The 16,075-nt window shown below is 72.1% G+C and carries 11 protein-coding genes; 4 read left to right on the top strand and 7 right to left on the bottom strand.

The features are described from left to right. The first annotated feature begins 252 nt into the window (after positions 1–252). On the top strand, positions 253–1,371 hold the full coding sequence (locus ACF068_RS31680) for a nucleotide disphospho-sugar-binding domain-containing protein (RefSeq protein ID WP_392277764.1): 1,119 nt from the start codon (positions 253–255) through the stop codon (positions 1,369–1,371). A 396-nt stretch (positions 1,372–1,767) separates the two neighbouring features. On the opposite strand, the gene ACF068_RS31675 is transcribed toward ACF068_RS31680, so the two are convergent. The 3 genes from ACF068_RS31675 to ACF068_RS31665 all read right to left on the bottom strand — a co-directional run bounded on the left by ACF068_RS31675 (position 1,768) and on the right by ACF068_RS31665 (position 4,436). Beyond that, positions 1,768–3,321 (bottom strand): PH domain-containing protein, encoded by a 1,554-nt coding sequence (locus ACF068_RS31675; protein ID WP_392277763.1) that lies wholly within the window; start codon positions 3,319–3,321, stop codon positions 1,768–1,770. Continuing rightward, entirely contained in the window at positions 3,318–3,809 is a 492-nt protein-coding gene (locus tag ACF068_RS31670; protein WP_392277762.1) for a PH domain-containing protein, read from the bottom strand. The genes ACF068_RS31675 and ACF068_RS31670 overlap by 4 nt, the downstream gene beginning before the upstream one ends. Positions 3,810–3,875: 66 nt before the next feature. Beyond that, positions 3,876–4,436 carry a hypothetical protein gene (locus ACF068_RS31665; protein WP_392277761.1) on the bottom strand — a complete coding sequence of 187 codons (561 nt, stop codon included), beginning with the start codon at positions 4,434–4,436 and terminating at the stop codon, positions 3,876–3,878. A gap of 366 nt (positions 4,437–4,802) precedes the next feature. On the opposite strand from ACF068_RS31665, the gene ACF068_RS31660 reads away from it, so the two are divergent. Together ACF068_RS31660 and ACF068_RS31655 are read left to right on the top strand one after the other, a co-directional pair. Beyond that, positions 4,803–6,056 carry a sensor histidine kinase gene (locus tag ACF068_RS31660; RefSeq protein ID WP_392277760.1) on the top strand — a complete coding sequence of 418 codons (1,254 nt, stop codon included), beginning with the start codon at positions 4,803–4,805 and terminating at the stop codon, positions 6,054–6,056. A gap of 16 nt (positions 6,057–6,072) precedes the next feature. Further along, the gene (locus ACF068_RS31655) at positions 6,073–6,678 is read left to right on the top strand and encodes a response regulator (protein WP_392277768.1); all 606 of its coding nucleotides are present in this window, start codon (positions 6,073–6,075) and stop codon (positions 6,676–6,678) included. Between the two features lie 103 nt (positions 6,679–6,781). Here ACF068_RS31655 and ACF068_RS31650 read toward each other — a convergent pair whose 3' ends face one another. Together ACF068_RS31650 and ACF068_RS31645 are read right to left on the bottom strand one after the other, a co-directional pair. Then, complete coding sequence (locus tag ACF068_RS31650) at positions 6,782–9,655, bottom strand: AAA family ATPase (RefSeq protein ID WP_392277759.1); 2,874 nt, start codon at positions 9,653–9,655, stop codon at positions 6,782–6,784. A gap of 240 nt (positions 9,656–9,895) precedes the next feature. Beyond that, positions 9,896–10,660 (bottom strand): thioesterase II family protein, encoded by a 765-nt coding sequence (locus ACF068_RS31645; RefSeq protein ID WP_392277758.1) that lies wholly within the window; start codon positions 10,658–10,660, stop codon positions 9,896–9,898. Positions 10,661–11,146: 486 nt separating this feature from the next. Here ACF068_RS31645 and ACF068_RS31640 point away from each other — a divergent pair, with 486 nt between their 5' ends. Then, a complete protein-coding gene (locus ACF068_RS31640) occupies positions 11,147–11,578 on the top strand; it encodes a YybH family protein (protein ID WP_392277757.1) in 432 nt (143 codons plus the stop codon). 188 nt (positions 11,579–11,766) lie between these two features. On the opposite strand, the gene ACF068_RS31635 is transcribed toward ACF068_RS31640, so the two are convergent. Together ACF068_RS31635 and ACF068_RS31630 are read right to left on the bottom strand one after the other, a co-directional pair. Next, a complete protein-coding gene (locus ACF068_RS31635; protein WP_392277756.1) occupies positions 11,767–15,636 on the bottom strand; it encodes an NACHT and WD repeat domain-containing protein in 3,870 nt (1,289 codons plus the stop codon). After that, positions 15,633–16,064, bottom strand: a complete 432-nt coding sequence (locus tag ACF068_RS31630; protein WP_392277755.1) for a hypothetical protein — start codon at positions 16,062–16,064, stop codon at positions 15,633–15,635. Before ACF068_RS31630 ends, ACF068_RS31635 begins: the two co-directional genes overlap by 4 nt. Positions 16,065–16,075 lie beyond the last annotated feature (11 nt).

Here is a 16,075-nt window from a genome sequence, read left to right as displayed (position 1 = left end):
CCCGAATAAGGAATCCAAGACCAGGGGACACTCTGGCACGCGAGAGAAGGGCGAGAAACCCCTAACAAGCCCCTACGGACCCCTAACCATGGGCTCCGGGAAGCGCCTTGACTCGGCACGCATCACTGCATCAGGATGCGCCGATAGGGCTGGTAATTGCAAGAGTAGCGATGTTATTCCATCACCGGAACTCTGCCATCGTCGAATCTCCGGCCCGGACTATTCAAAGCTACCCGGGAGGAGCGCGTTTCCATGCGCGTGCTGTTCGTCTCGTATCCGGCCATTGGCCATGTCTTCCCCACGATTCCGCTGGCCTGGGCGCTGCGCTCGGCCGGACACGAGGTCCTGGTCGCCAGCGCGGGTGACGCCCTGGAGGCCGCCAACGCCGGTCTGCACGTGGCGGACGTCTGCCCCGGCTTCGAGCTGGAGGGGTTCCTCCAGTCGACGGCCGGTGAGCTGATGGCGCGGCTGCGCGGGCCGGGCGGTGTCGATCCGATGGACGGGCTGCGGCTGTTCACCCACCTCAACAACCACCTGGCGGACGGCATCGTGCGGACCGCCGACGCGTTCCGGCCCGATCTGATCGTCTTCGAGCAGATCTTCGTGTCCGGTCTGATCGCCGCCGCGCGGCTCGGTGTTCCCGCCGTGCAGCACAACTTCGGCTTCGCGCGCGGTACGCAGCTCCGTGAGCTGACGGTGTCGATGCTGGGCGAGACGATGGCCCGGCACGGCGTCACCGGGGTGCCCGCCGACGTACCGGTGATCGACATCGCGCCGCCGAGCATGGCGGAGGCCGAGCGTGACGGCTGGTCGATGCGGCCGGTCCCGTACAACAGCGGTGCCGTGCTGCCGGACTGGCTGCTGGACGAGCCGGGGCGGCGCCGCATCGGTGTGACGCTGGGCACGGCTTCGGTGCACGTGAACGGCCTGGGCCCGGTCCAGCGGCTGGTGGCCGCGGCCTCGGCCGTGGACGCGGAGTTCGTGCTGGCGCTGGGCGACGTGGACACGGCGGCGCTCGGCGAACTCCCGGACAATGTCCGGGTGGTGGGCTGGGTGCCGCTGACGGCGCTGCTCCAGACCTGTGACGCGGCGGTGCACCACGGTGGCGCGGGCACGACGCTGGCCGCGCTGAACGCGGGCGTACCGCAGCTTGTCCTGCCGGACGGCGCGGACCGCCAGATCAACGCGGAGGCGGTACGGGACCGGGGGGCGGGTCTGCTCGGCACGGCGGACGACCTCGACGCGGCGGTCCTCGGCCGGCTGCTGTCGGACGAGAAGATGTCGGCGGTCGCGCGGGAGGTGCGGGAGGAGATCGGGACGATGCCCTCTCCCGCGTCGCTGGTGCCGAGGCTGGAGGAGCTGGCGGGCTGAGCCCCCCGGGGCCCGGCGGGACGAGCTCGGGGTCCGGCGGGACGAGCTCGGGGTCCGGCGGGACGAGCTCGGGGTCCGGCGGGACGGCGCCGGTTCGGACCCGGCGCCCGACCTCCGCACCCGGCGGGACGAGCGGCAGGGGCCGTATCCGGGAGTGATTTCCGGATACGGCCCCTGCGGCGTCAGGTGCATGCGGGACGCGCGGGACGTACGGCGCATGCGGGGAGGCGGCCCGGGGGGTGAGGTGGAGGGGCGGCACGGGGGTTGCCACCCCTCCACCTCCCGGGGGATCGCCAGTTGGTCAGGGGCCTCGAGTCCCGGGCAGCGGGGCTCGAGGGGTTCGAGCGGGTCGATCGGGGTGGAGCGGGGTGGAGCGGGGCGAGCGGTCCGGTGGTCTCAGGTGCGGGGCACGCGCTCGATGAAGGGGGCGAGCAGCTTGGGCACGGCTTCCTCGGCGAGGGCGAGGCCCGCGCCGACCGGGACGTCCCGGATCTTGTACACGCCGTCGCCGGCCGCCGTGGTGGCGCCGATGGTGAGCAGACCGTTGCGCCGCTGGAAGTAGGAGCGGGTGATGTTCCAGCCGATGACGCCGTCGCGCTGAAGGGCGGCGGTACGGCGGGCGAAGGTGCCGGCACGGACGACGAGGTAGCGGTCGCGGAGGCCGTGGCCGAGGGCGCGGTAGGCGTCGTTGGCGAGGGCGATGACGACCGGCAGGCCGATGAGCGCCGTGATCCACGCGGTGTGGACGAGTACGGGGGTGAGCCACAGGCCCAGGCCCAGCGGAACGGCGACGATGGCGCCGAGGACCAGCAGGCCGCGGTTGACGCGGCGGCGGCGGGCGACGCGCGGGTGGGCGACGAGGTCGGCGAGCTCCGTCGGGGACCGCTCCTCGGCGAGGACGTCGGCGGCGACCCGCAGGGCCTCCGCCCGGGGCACCGGTGGCGTCAGGGAGCGGCGGCTGCGGTTCTCCTCGCTGTTGCCGAGGCCGCTGGCGATGGCGTTCAGGCGGGCGCCGCCGGCCCAGCGCAGCAGCATCGGCTCGGTGACCTCGACGCCGCGCAGCCTGCGCTCCTCGATGGTGACGGAGCGGGAGATGACCAGCCCTCGGCGTACCCGGAAGACACCGTCCTGTTCGCGCTCCAGGCGGTACTTGGCCCAGGCGTCCACGAAGGTGGCGACGGAGACCGCGACACCCGCGACGGCGGTGATGACGACGGCGACGAGGATGCCGAACCACAGGGGCACGGAGCCGAAGCGCTCCTCGAGGTCCTTGACGATGCCCAGTTCGAGCGGGTCGACCTTCATCTCGTGCAGGATGCGGTACGCGGTGCCGACGCCGATGAAGACGCTGCCGACGCCCCAGACGGTGAGCGGCGCGTACCGCAGCCAGGCCCAGTCCATCTCGGCGATGGTGAGGTCCTCGTCGTGGCCGGTGGTGCGGGCGCTGCCGCGGCGGTCGAGGAGGAGCCGGCGCAGTTCGCGGGCGTGTTGCTTGGTGATGCCGTCGAGGGACAGCTTGCGGCTGGAGGAGGAGCTCTGCTCGCCGGTGCCGATCTGGAGCGAGGTGAGGCCGAAGAGGCGGTGCATCGGCTTGGCGTCGAGGTCGATGCTGCGGATCCGGTCGACGGGGACGGAGCGGCGGCTGCGGAAGAGCAGCCCGGAGCGCAGTTCGAGGCGGTCGCCGGCGACCCGGAAGCGGGTGGTGAGCAGGCGCATCGTGCTGATGCCGGTGATGACCAGGAAGGTGATCACCAGGGAGCCGAGCGAGATGAGCGCCTGGAGGTTGGCGCCGGTGAGGGCGACGGTCAGGGCGAACAGGGCGAGCGGACCGGCGAGCATGCTGAGGTTGACAAGGAGCAGCCGGGGGCTGAGCTTGGTCCACCCGGGGTCGGCGGCGGCCTGGACCGTACCGTCGGTGTGCGCCGTTCCGGTGGTGCTGTCGTGGCTCATGTCGCGTCTCCGGGGGTGGCCTGGGTCGAGGTGGTGAGGTGCTCGACCACTTCCTGCGCGGTCCGGTGGTCGATGCCCTTGATCTTCACGGCGCCGGAGGAGGAGGCGGTGGTGACGGTGATGCCGGAGAGGCCGAAGAGCTGCTGGAGGGGGCCGCGGAGGGTGTCGACGGTCTGGATGCGGGACAGGGGGACGACCCGCCAGCGCTGCCAGAGCCAGCCGGACGCCGCGTAGACGGCTTCGTCGGTGGTTTCCCAGCGGTGGACCCGGTAGCGCCAGATCGGCATGACGGCCATGTAGGCGAGGCCCGGTACGAGCGAGATCAGGAAGGCCCAGCCGAAGAACGGCCTGGCGGGCGGGATGAAGAGGTACAGCACGCCGAAGACGAGCGGGAGGGGCAGGGCGAACATCGACGACTGGAGCGTCCACCAGCCGATCGCCCTGCGTTCGACGCGATTGCGCGGGGGCCTGAGCCTTACATCATCCATGCGTTCCACTGCTTCACCCTAGCTCTGAGACGATCTTGTACCGAACCTGATCCGACATCCGTCATCTCAGTGCGTGCCCGCGGAACTGCCCTGTCGGGCACCGGTGTTGCCGGTCACGGGGAGCTGGCCGCCGCGCAGCCGGCGGCGCTTGTTCAGCAGGACGGCGGTCCGCGTCAGCACCATGGCGAGGGCCATGAAGACGAAGGCGTTGGAGTAGACGTCCTGCCCGCTGAGCTTGTACTCGATGCTGAAACGGATGATGCCCTCGCTGAACCAGTGCTCCGAACCGTAGGCGAAGAGCACGCGCGAGGCGGACAGCGCGGTCCACACCAGGGCGTACCCGACACCGCCCTTGGTGTAGATCTCGCCGGAGGCGTCCCGGTGGGCGGGGAGCAGGGCGGCGGCGACCAGTCCGCAGATGACGCCGGCGCCGATGCCGGCGAGCTGGAGGGAGGGGTCGTTGCCGTCGAGCGGCAGGGTGTGCACGAACAGCGCGAGGACGATGACGACCGCGAGGATCGAGCGCAGCATCCGCATGTTGGTGACCTTGCGGGTGCCGAGGTCGGTCGACAGGATGATGATCAGGATCGTCCCGCTGGCGATCAGTGCGGTCAAGAACGGGCTCATGCGGCGGGCCTCTTCCTCGGTCTCGGCGGTGCCGGTGTCGTGCACCGCCGTTTTCGTGCGGCAGTGCGGTGCTCCCTGCCTCTCACCTGCAACGCTAGGGGCGGGACGGGGCCCGTGTGGACAACCGTCCAGTGGGTTCGGTCGTCAACCGATCGGTGGACACGGTGGACACCGCCCCATCCCGGGGAGCACCGCTGCCACCCCCGCACGCGGCCCGTCGCCACCCCCGCAGCCGGCCGCGTGCCCGGCGTCCCTGCCGCCCCCCGCCCGACCCCGTCGCCACCCGCACCCGGCGCCCCTGCCACCCCGCCCCGGCCCCCTGCCCGGCGTCGTGCCGGGCCCGGCCGAGGTGATAGGACTGGTGACGTGAGCACTGAAACGCGGGTGGTGGAGGCGGCCGGCGGCCCGGATCATCCGCCCGAGGCGGGGACCCGTTGGTTCGGCCTCTGGGACGCGTTCTTCGCCGTCTCGTACGTCGTCACCACCATGCTGCTGTTCACCTCGGCGGGCGAGCAGGTCCACCGTGCCGTGGCGATGGCCGCGCTGACGCTGGCCGTCCCCTGGTACGCGGCCCTGGGGCGCAGCGCGATGATCCAGCCGGGCCAGGGGCACGGGCGGCGGAGCATCGTCTTCTCGGTGGGTCTGTTCCTGCTGTTCGCGGTGGCGGTGCTCTTCGACCTGGCGGCGTCGTTCGCGCTGTTCGCCGTGGTGCCGATGCTGATGATGAGTTTGGCGACCTCGCCGGCGATCGCCGTGGTGGTCCTGGCGAACCTGATGCCGATGACGGTGGTGTGGCTGCGTGGCGGCACCCTGAGCCGCGACATCATGGCCGTGCTGCCGACGTCGCTGCTCGGGATCGCGCTGTCGGTCATGCTCGGGCTGTGGATCACGCGGGTGACCCGGCAGAGCCGGGAACGGGCGGAACTGATCGAGGAGTTGCACCGCAACCGTGAGCGGGTGGCCGCGCTGTCGCGGGCGGCGGGGGTCTCGGCCGAGCGGGAGCGGCTCGCCCGGGAGATCCACGACACCCTCGCCCAGGGCCTCACCAGCATCATCGGCCTCGTGGAGGCCGCCGAGACGGAGCTGACGGCCGATCCCGAACTGGCCAGGGAGCATCTGGGGCTCGCCGGGCAGGTGGCGCGCGAAAGCCTGTCCGAGGCGCGGGAGTTCGTCACGGAGCTGACGCCGCCCGCGCTGCGTGAGTCGTCACTGGTGCAGGCCGCCCGGCGGCAGGCGGAGGGGCTGACGGCGCAGACCGGGATACGGGCGGACGTCTCGGTCGAGGGTGATGAGCGGGAACTGCCGATGGCCGTCAGCGTGGTGCTGCTGCGTTCCCTCCAGGAGGCCATCTCCAACATCCGCAAGCACGCGAGCGAGGCACGCTCGGCCGAGGTCCGGCTGGTGTACGGGCGGGAGACGGCGCGGCTGCTCGTACGGGACGACGGGCCGGGGTTCGCCGTGGGCGACGACGACCAGCAGGGGTTCGGGCTGCGCGGCATGCGGACCCGGGCGCAGGAGATCAACGGGGCGGTGACCGTGGTCAGCGCCCCGGGGCGGGGCACCACCGTCGAGGTGACGGTGCCCGTGCCCGCGAGTGGAGGGGCGGACGGTGGGAGCTGACGGGACGATCAGCGTGATGCTGGTCGACGACCACCCGGTCGTACGGGAGGGCCTCAGCTCGATGCTGCGGTCCGCCGACGGGGTGAGCGTCGTCGGGCAGGCCGGTTCGGGCGAGGAGGCGATCGCGATGGTCGCCGGGCTCGCTCCCGACATCGTCCTGCTCGACCTGCGGATGGGCGGGATGGACGGGGTGGAGACCACCGGTCATCTGCTGCGCGTCGCTCCGGCCACCAAGGTGGTGATCGTGACGACGTACGAGACGGACACCGACATCCTGCGGGCCGTGGAGGCGGGCGCGGCCGGCTATCTGCTGAAGGGCAGCTCGCGCGACGACCTGGTGCAGGCGGTGAAGGCGGCGGCCCGGGGCGAGACGGTCCTGACGCCCTCGCTGGCGCCGAAGCTGTTCCGGGCGAGGGTGGTGGAACCGCCGGCGCTGTCGGACCGGGAGCGGGAGGTGCTCCAGCTCGTCAGCCTGGGGCTGACGAACGCGGACATCGGGCGGCGGCTGTTCATCAGCGAGGCGACGGTGAAGACGCATCTGCTGCGGACGTTCAAGAAGCTGTCGGTCTCGGACCGTACGGCCGCGGTCATCACGGCGCTGGAACGCGGCCTGCTGTCCTGAAGGTTCCTGCGCCGGTACCGGAAGCGGTACCGGCGCCACCCCCTCCACTCCCCCGCACGCACCTCCCCTCCCCCTCCCCTTGTCACGCCCGCCTCCCGAGGGGTCAGGCGATGCCCGGGAGGCTCATGTCGGAGAGGCGGGCGGGCAGGTCGCGGCGGCGCTTGACCTTCAGCTTGCGGTAGATGCGCGTCAGGTGCTGCTCGACGGTCGACACGGTGACGTACAGCTTGGTCGCTATCTCCCGGTTGGTGTGGCCGCGCGCCGCGAGCAGGGCGACCCGCGCCTCGGCCTCCGACAGGACCTCGACCTCGCTGGGGGCCTCCGTCTCCCGGCCGCTCTGGGCGGCTCCGGTGTCGCCGTCGCCCTGGCCCGGCATGAACTGCTGGCACAGGGGTTCGGCACCGCAGGACTTGGCGACGTGCCAGGCCTTGCGGACCAGCATGCGGGCGCGGTTGAAGTCGCCCAGCGCGCGGTAGCCCCGGCCCAGTTCGCCGAGGGCCGTGGCCAGTTGAAGCCGGTCGCCGCCCTCCTCCAGGGTCTCGACGGCTTCGGTGAGGCGCTTGAGCCGGACGGTGAGGTCGGTGCCGGTGCGGGCGAGCGCGAGCAGCAGGAAGCCGCGGGTCCGGCTGCCCGCGGGGCCCGTCTCGCGCGCCTTCTGCTGCTCGGTGTACTCCTTGGCGCGGGCCGTGTTGCCGAGGGCGAGCCACGCCTCGGCGGCGTCCAGTCGCCAGGGGACCAGCTCGGCCGCGTCCATGCCCCAGGACTGCATCAGCTCGCCGCAGTTGAGGAAGTCGCGCAGGGCGGCGTGGTAGCGGCCGGTGGCCAGGTGGCAGCGGCCCCGGGCCCGGAGGTAGTGCAGGCCGGGGAGGGTGCTGAACATGGCTTCCGGTACGGGCTGTTCGAGCAGGCTCATCGCCTCGTCGTGGTTGCCCATGCCGAGTTCGGACTCGACGAGGATGGCCAGCGGCAGCGCGATGCCGACGCCCCAGCTCTGCACCGAGATGCGGGACATGGCGTGACGGGCCTGGGCGGCGGCGCCGGGCAGGTCGCCCCTGCGCAGGGAGATCTCGGCGCGGACCACCCCGAGGGCGGCCTGCCAGGTGGGGGTGTTGCGGCCGGAGCATTCGGCGAGGAGGCGTTCGCACCAGGCGAGTGCGAGGTCGAGGCGTCCGGCGTAGACGACGGCGAGGAGCGCGAAGACGAGGGGCTGGAGGGTGCGGTCGCTCAGGTGGTAGCGCTGGAGGACCCGGATCGCCTCGCCGACGGCGGCGTCGGCCTGGTTCCGGCCGCCCAGGGCGGTGCGGACGGCCTCGGCGGCCTGCACGTGGGCGTTGTCGGGGATGTCGTACGGGACGGTCTCGAGTCCCGCGAGGGGCAGAGCTCCAGGGGCGCCTGACAGCGTTGTCCGCGACGGGTGCGCGGCGCCGAGGACGTCCCGTACCGGAGGGCTGACCATGGTGAGCCAGCTCTGGGCGGCGGCGAGGGTGTTCGGGTCGTACGCGGGGGCGCGGCCTTCGGCGCGGGCCTTGCCGTCGGCTTCCTGGAGGCGCAGTACGGCCTCGCCCGCGGCGCGGGACTCGCCCATCCACAGGAGGCAGGACACGACGTGTACGAGGTCGCGGTCGGCGAGCCGGCCGGCGGTGAGCTCGCGGGAGAGCTGGCGGAGGTGTCCCTCGGCCGCGGCGGGGCTGCTGCGCCAGACGATGCTGACGAGGCGGGACTTGAGCGAGGCGTGCCGGGGGCCTTCGGCGCAGGAGGCGACGGCCAGTTCGCCGCAGCGCAGGGCGAGGTCGTGCTCGTCGTCGACGAGGGCGTACTCGGCGGCCTCCTGGAGGACGGGGATGGCCCAGTCCTCGACGTTCTTGCGAGCGGCGAGGAGGTGGCGGGCGACGTCGAGGGCCGCCGCGCCCTCCTGGTGGAGGAGCTTCGCGGCGCGGGAGTGCAGTGCGGACAGGACGCCGGCCGGCGCGGCTTCGAGGACGGCGGTGCGGGCCGCGGGGTCGCGGAAGGAGCCGTCGTGCAGGACGGCGCAGCGGGCGAGGTCCTGGAGGGCCTGTTCGGTGGCCTTGACGTGGAGGTCGACGATCCGGCTGAGGAGGACCGGGGAGCCGGCGTCGCCGAGGACGGCGACGCCGCGGGCGACGGTGAGCAGTTCGGGGTCGCCGCGGTGGAGGCAGTCGAGGACGGCGCGTTCGAAGGTTTCGGCGGGGGCGAGCCGCTGGAAGGGCTCGCTGTCGCCGAGCGCCGTGAGGCCGTCGCCGACGAGGGCTCTGACCAGCAGCGGGTTGCCGCCGGTGGTCTCCTGGCACTCGGCGGACAGTCGCTGTGCGGCCGAGGGGGAGAAGTGGTCGGCGAGGACGCGGGCGATGCCGCGCGTGCTGAGCAGCGGGAGCCGGAGGGTGGTGCAGTTGGGCTGGCGCTGGAGTTCGGCGTGGAAGGCGAGTTGTGCGGGCCGGAGGCGTACGGCTTCGGTGAGCACGATGAGGACCCCGGCCTGCCGTACGCGCCGGGCGAGGCACAGCAGGAAGGCGAGGGAGAGTTCGTCGCCGTGGTGGACGTCGTCGACGGCCATGACGACGGTCCGGTTGCGGGCGAGGCGCAGCAGTGCGGTGGAGACGTGCGGCAGGACGCGCATGCCGGCTTCGGCGGCGGCTTCGGCGTCGGTGGTCCCGTCGGTGACGCGGTCGAGCAGTTCGGTGGCGTAGGCGTGTACGTCGGGGGCCACGGGGGCCGCGCTGTCGAGGATCCTGCGCAGGATGCCGAAGGGCAGGTAGCGCTCCGCGCGGGAGCCGGCCGCCTCCAGTACCAGCGCGCCCTGCGCGAGGGCCTCTTCGGTGAAGCTCTCCAGCAGGCTGGTCTTACCTCCCGCGACCGCCCCGCTGATGACGGCGACGCGTCCTCTGCCGCGCGTCGCACTGCCGAGCAGTTCCTTGAGTGTCTCCAGTTGCTTTTCGCGCTCGACGAGCCTGGCCGCCACAGATTTTCCTTCCCCCGAACTGCATGACTTGCTCACGATCCACACCGGCCCGTGGCGTGCCCGGCTGGCGACGCCGACGCGGCTCCGTGTGGTGTGACGGGCGCGATGCGCCCTGCCGGGCCGCCACCGCGGCCTGCCCCCGCCGGTTCGCCTCCGGTCGGCCGTTGGTCATGCGGCCGTCCGGATGCACGGGGTTCCGCCGGGCCCCTGCCCGGCGTGGTGGTTCCCGCCGCGTTCCGCTCAGTGGCTCCGAGCCGCGGTGGTGAGTTCCTCCATCACGATCTTCATGATGTGTTCCTGATGGTTCGCCAAGAAGAAATGGCCGCCGGGGAAACGGTGAATGTCGAATCCGCCGGTGGTGTGGGCTTCCCAGGCGTCGGCCTCTTCGCTGCTGGTCTTCGGGTCCGCGTCACCGGTGAGGACGGTGATGGGGGCGCGCACGGCGTCTTCGCGGGCGGCCCGGTAGTTCTCGATGGCGGTGTAGTCGCTGCGGATGGCGGGGAGGACCATGCGGAGGATTTCCTCGTTCCCGAGAATCTTCGCATCGGTCCCACTGAGTTCCCGCATTTCCTTCACGATTCCGTCATCGTCCCGCAGGTGCACGGTCTCGTGACGGTAGCTGGAGGGCGAGCGGCGGCCGGAGGCGAAGATCCGCAAGGGGCTGGTGCCGTGGTCGCGCTCCAGCCTGCGGGTCACCTCGAAGGCGAGGACGGCGCCCATGCTGTGGCCGAAGAATGCAAGGGGCCGATCGAGCCACGGCTCGAGTTGTGCGGTCAGCGCGTCCGCGTAGGCACCGATGTCGGTGATCCCGGGCTCGTCCCTGCGGTCCTGCCGACCGGGGTACTGGATGGAGAGGACGTCCACCCCCGGGGCCAGCGACTGGGACATGGGGAAGTAGAAGGAGGCCGAGCCACCGGCGTGCGGCAGGCAGACCAGTTGGACCGGACTTTCGTCCGAAGCGTGGTAGCGGCGAACCCAGAGGCCGGTGTTTTGCTTTTCAATCAATGGACTGAAACTCCCTGTTCAAGTCCCAGATGCGTCGCGCGCGGCCGGCGGTTCGAACGCTTCCGCCAGTTCCGTACACGCGTTTCGGTGTAGCCAGTTCTAGCAGAGCGCCCAAAGCCGGGAGTACCCCTACTTCACACCCCTACTTTGGCTGGAACCAATCAGTCCAAAGCGCTGACCGACCCGGGCGAGAACCGCCACGACGAACCCACCCCGGCGGAGTCCCCCACCCCTCACCGAGGACCCCCTGGCCGAAAACCACCCCCACGCCGACGTCCAGTCCACGCCAGATCTTTACCTTCGCTTTGCGGCCCCCGCCACCCCACTCACCCACCCCCGCAGGCACACCTCCTCCCGTCTACCCCACCTCCCCGGCGGTACGCACCGAACGCCCCGGCACCTCACACCTCAGGGCCCCGCACCGTCGAACGGATGAGGCGGCCGGACAGCCGGCCGCGGTCCCGTACCGCGAAAGAGGAGGATGCGATGACCTCGCACGAGTCCGCCATCAGGACCCTGCTGGAACACCGCGTCGACGCGAGCCAGGCCAAGGACATCGACCGGCTCATGACCCTGTACTCCGACGACATCGTCTACTACGACGCCGTCCCCCCGCTCCGATTCACCGGGCACGAGGAGGTCCGCCGCAACTTCCTCCGCTGGTTCGACGCGTACGACGGCCCGATCACCCTGGAGACGCACGCCCTCACCGTCACCGCCGGCGACGCCGACCTCGCCTTCGCCCACATGCTCCACCTGGACTCCGGCACCCGCACGAACGGCATGAACATCGGGCTGTGGGTCCGTTCGAGCGTCTGCCTCCGCCGCTCCGGCGACCGCTGGCTGATCACTCACGAGCACATCTCGATGCCCATCGACCCGGAAACCCTCCGAGTCTGGTTCCCGCCGCAGCAGTGAGCCGGCCCCGCCAAACCGGCCGCCCGGCACCCGGCCCACTCACGTCCATGCGGGGTGACTCAGCGGGTCCCCACCATGTGGCCGAACCACGAGGGGTCGTCCACACCACCCTCGTCCTCGTGCCACTGCGGCGGGGCGGTCGGCGGGCGGGAAGCGTCACCGTGCCGCCGAGGCTGGCCGCAAGTTCCCTAGGTGGTCGCACAGGGTGGCTCGTACGGCAGTTGGTCAACGTATCGGCTCCATTGCTGCCGACTCAGGGCGCCGGAGCTCCCGGCACAGATACGGCTGATGGCGGACTCGACGTTCAGGTCCCAGAGCGTGGCCACGCCGTCGTCGGTGGTGGCGGCCAGGGTACGACTGTCCGGGCTGAAAGCCAGGACGGCGACGAATCCGGTCTCCACGGTCAGCGGCCCGCCGATGGCGGTGGGGTTGTCGGGATCGGAGACGTCCCACAGGTGGATGGTGCCGTTGTCGGTGTGGCCGGCCGCCGCGAGGGTGTGCCCGTCCGGGCTGAAGGCCACCGACCACAGGCTGCCGCCGGGTACGGTCAGGGGGCTGCCCCTGCGCGTGAGGCGGTGGGGGTCGGTGGCATCCCACAGGGTGACGGTGCCGCGGCTGTTCCCGGTGGCGAGGGTGCGGCCGTCCGGACTGAACGCCACCCAGGTGCTGGTGGCGGTCGGCTGGTCGATCGGCTGCCCGATGCGGACCTCAGGGTCCGTCGTACTCCACAGCCCGACGGTGCCGTTGCTGCCGTCGCCGCCGGCCGCCAGCATCGTGCCGTCGCGGCTGAACGCCAGGGACATGACGGACGACGTACGGGAATTGGAGATGCCGCCCCGGGAGACGGGGTGTGCGGGGTCGCTGACGTCCCAGAGGGCGATACTGCCGGAGCTGTGGTCGCCGGCCGCGGCCAGGGTGTCGCCGTCGGGGCTGAACGCCAGCGAGAAGATGAGCCCGCCGGCCCCGGTGAGGGTCTCACGGAGGCGAACGGGATTGCCGATATCGGTGGTGTCCCACAACGTGACCGTGCCGCCACTGTCACCAGCGGCCAGGGTGCGGCCGTCCGGGCTGAACGCCACGGCGTCGACCGGTTCGTCGGGGCCGGTGAGCGGATCACCCCGGGTGACGGGGTGGTTGGGGTCGGTGGTGTTCCACAGCGAGACGGTGTTGTTCTGGTTTCCGGCGGCCAGGGTCCGCCCGTCGGGGCTGAACGCCACGGATGCCACGTTCCCGCCGGCGCCGGTGATCCGGGTCGGCGGCAGATTCCACAGATCGACGTGGCCGTCGGTGTTCCCGGCGGCCAGGGTGCCGCTGTCCGGGCTGAACGCCACGTCGGTCACCGCGCTGCCGGGACCGGCCAGTGGCCGGCCCAGAGGGGCGATGGCCTTGGGATGGGTGACGTTGTACAGGTGGATGGTGTGGTCGGCGCTGCCGGCCGCCAGCGTGTGACCGTCGGGGCTGAACACCACCGACATGACGGACTGGGTGGGGCCCGTCAGCGGCTTGCCCAGGGGGGCGGGGCGGCCGGGATCGGCGACCTTCCACAGGTGGACCCTGCCGGGGTTGGACCCGGCGGCCAGGGTGCCGCCGTCGGGGCTGAACGCCACGGAGTTGACGCGGTGCCCGGCCTTGACGGAACGGCCGCGGCCCGGGTGGGCCGGGTCGGTGGTGTTCCACAAGCTGATGGTGCCGGCCTCGTCGTCGCACGCGGCGGCCAGGGTACGCCCGGTGGGGCTGAACGCGATGCGACGGGAGAAGACTCCGGGGCAGCCGAGGTTCAGGGGCGCTCCCGCGGGGTCGACGTCCTCGGGGCGGGAGACGTTCCACAGGCTGACGAGTCCGGCGTGCCATTCGGCGGCCAGCGTACGGCCGTCGGGACTGAACGCCAGCGAGTCGACGGCGGTCGCGGCGTCGAAGCCCTGAACGGCGGGAGCCGTCGGCCGGCCGAGCAGGAGGGGGTGACTGGGGCTGGTCAGGCTCCACAGGTCGACGAATCCGCCGGAACCGCCGTCGCCCTTGTTACTGATGTGGCCCCCTACGGCCAGCACCCGCCCGTCCGGGCTGAAGGCGAGCGACCGGATCGACGCCACGGAAGGGCTCACGGATACGGGCCGGCCCAGCGCCACCGGACGGCCGGGATCGGAGACGTCCCACAGCCGGACGACGTTCTGGCGGTGGTACCCGGCCGCCAGCATGTGCCCGTCCGGGCTGTAGGCCACGGTGTTCACCGCGCCGTGCGGGCCGGGCAGCCGGGTGGCCAGCGGTGTGTTCTCGGTGCTGATGAGCCGGGACGCCGCCTCCTCGGTCGGGTCCATGCGATAGGCGGTCAACGCGAGTTGGGCGGACAGCGAGGGATCGGTCGGCGCCAGTTGCACGGACGCGGAGGTGACGGCGGCGTTGATGGCCCGGTCGCGGGCGCGCAGGGCCCGGGACTCCTGCCGGAAGGCGAACACCGCGGTCAGCGAGGCGATCACGGCCAGGGCGGTGATGGTGGCGACCGCGGCGCGCCGGAGCCATTGCCCGCGCCGCTGGTGGTGGCGGGCGGCTGCCAGGAACGCCCGGGCGGCGGCGCTGAGTTCCGGCCCGTGCGTCCCGGCCCAGGCGAGTGCGGCCTCCAGGCGGTTGCCGCGGTACAGCGCGGCCGCCTCCCGGCCGGCCCGTTCCCAATGCGTGGCCGCCTCTTCAAGATCCTGCCGTACGAGGTTCCCGCTGCGGTCGTGCTCGATCCAGCCCCGCAGCCGGGGCCAGGCGCGGATGAGCACCTCATGTGTCATCACGACCGTGTCCCGGTCCCGGGTGAGCAGCCGGCCGCGGGTGAAGTCGTCCAGGACCCTGACGGCCGCTTCCCGGTCCGGCGCGTGACGCAGCAGCTCGTCGTACCGGACGCGCCGGCGGCTGTCGTCGGCGTCGCGCCCCACGATGACGAGCCGCAGGAACACCCACCGCGCGGCCTCCTGGCAGGGCGGCGGCAGGATGTCGTAGAGCCTGTTCGCCGTGGTGGCGATGGCGCCCTGGATGCCGCCGGTGACGCGGTAGCCGTCCACGGTGAGCGTGTGCCCGTGCCGCTGCTGCCAGGTGGCCCGCAGGGCGTGCGCGAGCAGCGGCAGCCGGCCCGTGGTGCTGGTACCGACCGGTCCGCCGACCGCGCCCAGGTCCGCCAGCAGCACCTCGACCAGGCCGTCCTCGACGTCGAGGCCCACGCTGCCGGCCGGGCGGCGGATCGCGTCCTTGAGTTCGTCCTCCGTCATCGGTTCCAGCAGGACCGGTCCGGCCCGCAGTGCCGCCCGGAGTTGCGGATGGGCCGTGCACGCGGCGTAGAAGTCCGCGCGTACCCCCAGCACCACGACCGCACCTCCCGTGGGCCGGGCCAGGCGGTCGAGCACGTCGATGAGCCACTGCCGGTCGGTCTCGTCGCCGCAGGCCGTGAAGATCTCCTCGAACTGGTCTACGACGACGACCAGTCCCGCGGGCGGGGAGTCCCGGGTGGGCGCCGGATCGCCGGCTCCGGTGATCTCGTGCAGTTCGGCAACGCACCGTGCGGGATCGGCCCGCCACGCCGCTGCCGTGCTCCGGGCGGTCCCGGCTTCGAGCCCGGCGGAGGTGGCCAGCGCCAGGGCCGGGGACGCCGTCGGGGTCAGCAGCAGCCGCGGCCACGTGCTCGAACCCGCCACCGGAAGCCGGCCGTCGTCCAGGGCCGGCAGTACCCCGGCCGCGAGCAGGGACGACTTCCCGGCCCCCGAGGGGCCGATCAGCACCAGCGGGCCACCCTCACGCATCCGGGCGTCCATCCGCTCGCACACGAGGTGAACCATGCGCTCACGGCCGTGGAACCACTGCTTGTGCTGCGCGCCGAACGGGGCCAAGCCCGGGTACGGGCACAGCACTCGGTCGGCTCCGGGGCCGGGCACGGTTCTTCGCCCCTCGGCGCCGTAGCGGACGTGGAGGTCTCGGCCGGCCTGGAAGACGCTGCCGCCGCCGGTCGCGCTCGCCTCCTGCCGTTTCGGCTGCCAGAGGGGCGGCCCGTCGGGGGACGGGGCGCCGGTGCCGCGTTCCGTCACGCCTGTCCGCCTCTGGTGACGGTCATGTCCCGGCCCGCCAGGTAGGCGTCGCCGCCGGAGACATGTGCCTCCATCGTCATCGAGCCCGTGATCAGCTGTTCCGGGGCTCCGGCGGAGCGCGGTTCCCCGCCGAGCAGCGCGCGCAGTTCCTCGACGGCGTCCGGCCGCGTGGCCATGAGCCGGAGGATGCGGGCCTGCCACTCGGCGACCAGCAGCCCTTGGAGCGCCTGTCCGTCGCCCGCCTGCCGCGCCTGGAGCAACTCGCCTCGCGTGTCGGTGAGTTCCTCTTCGACCCGCTCCGGGTGCGCGGACCGCCACAGCGACAGGACCGAGGACTTGACCGCGGCCCAGCCGTCCGTCGCCAGCAGATCGATCAGACGCGCTGCGGCCACCGACGCCAGGCCGGCGAGTTCCACACTCGTCTCCATGTCTTCTCCTT

Origin of the sequence: Streptomyces sp. NPDC016309 (assembly GCF_043077235.1) — a bacterium.
In the GTDB taxonomy this organism is placed as follows: Bacteria; Actinomycetota; Actinomycetes; order Streptomycetales; family Streptomycetaceae; genus Streptomyces.
Note: the sequence above shows the minus strand (reverse complement) of the source record. Positions and strands in the feature narration are given on the sequence as shown.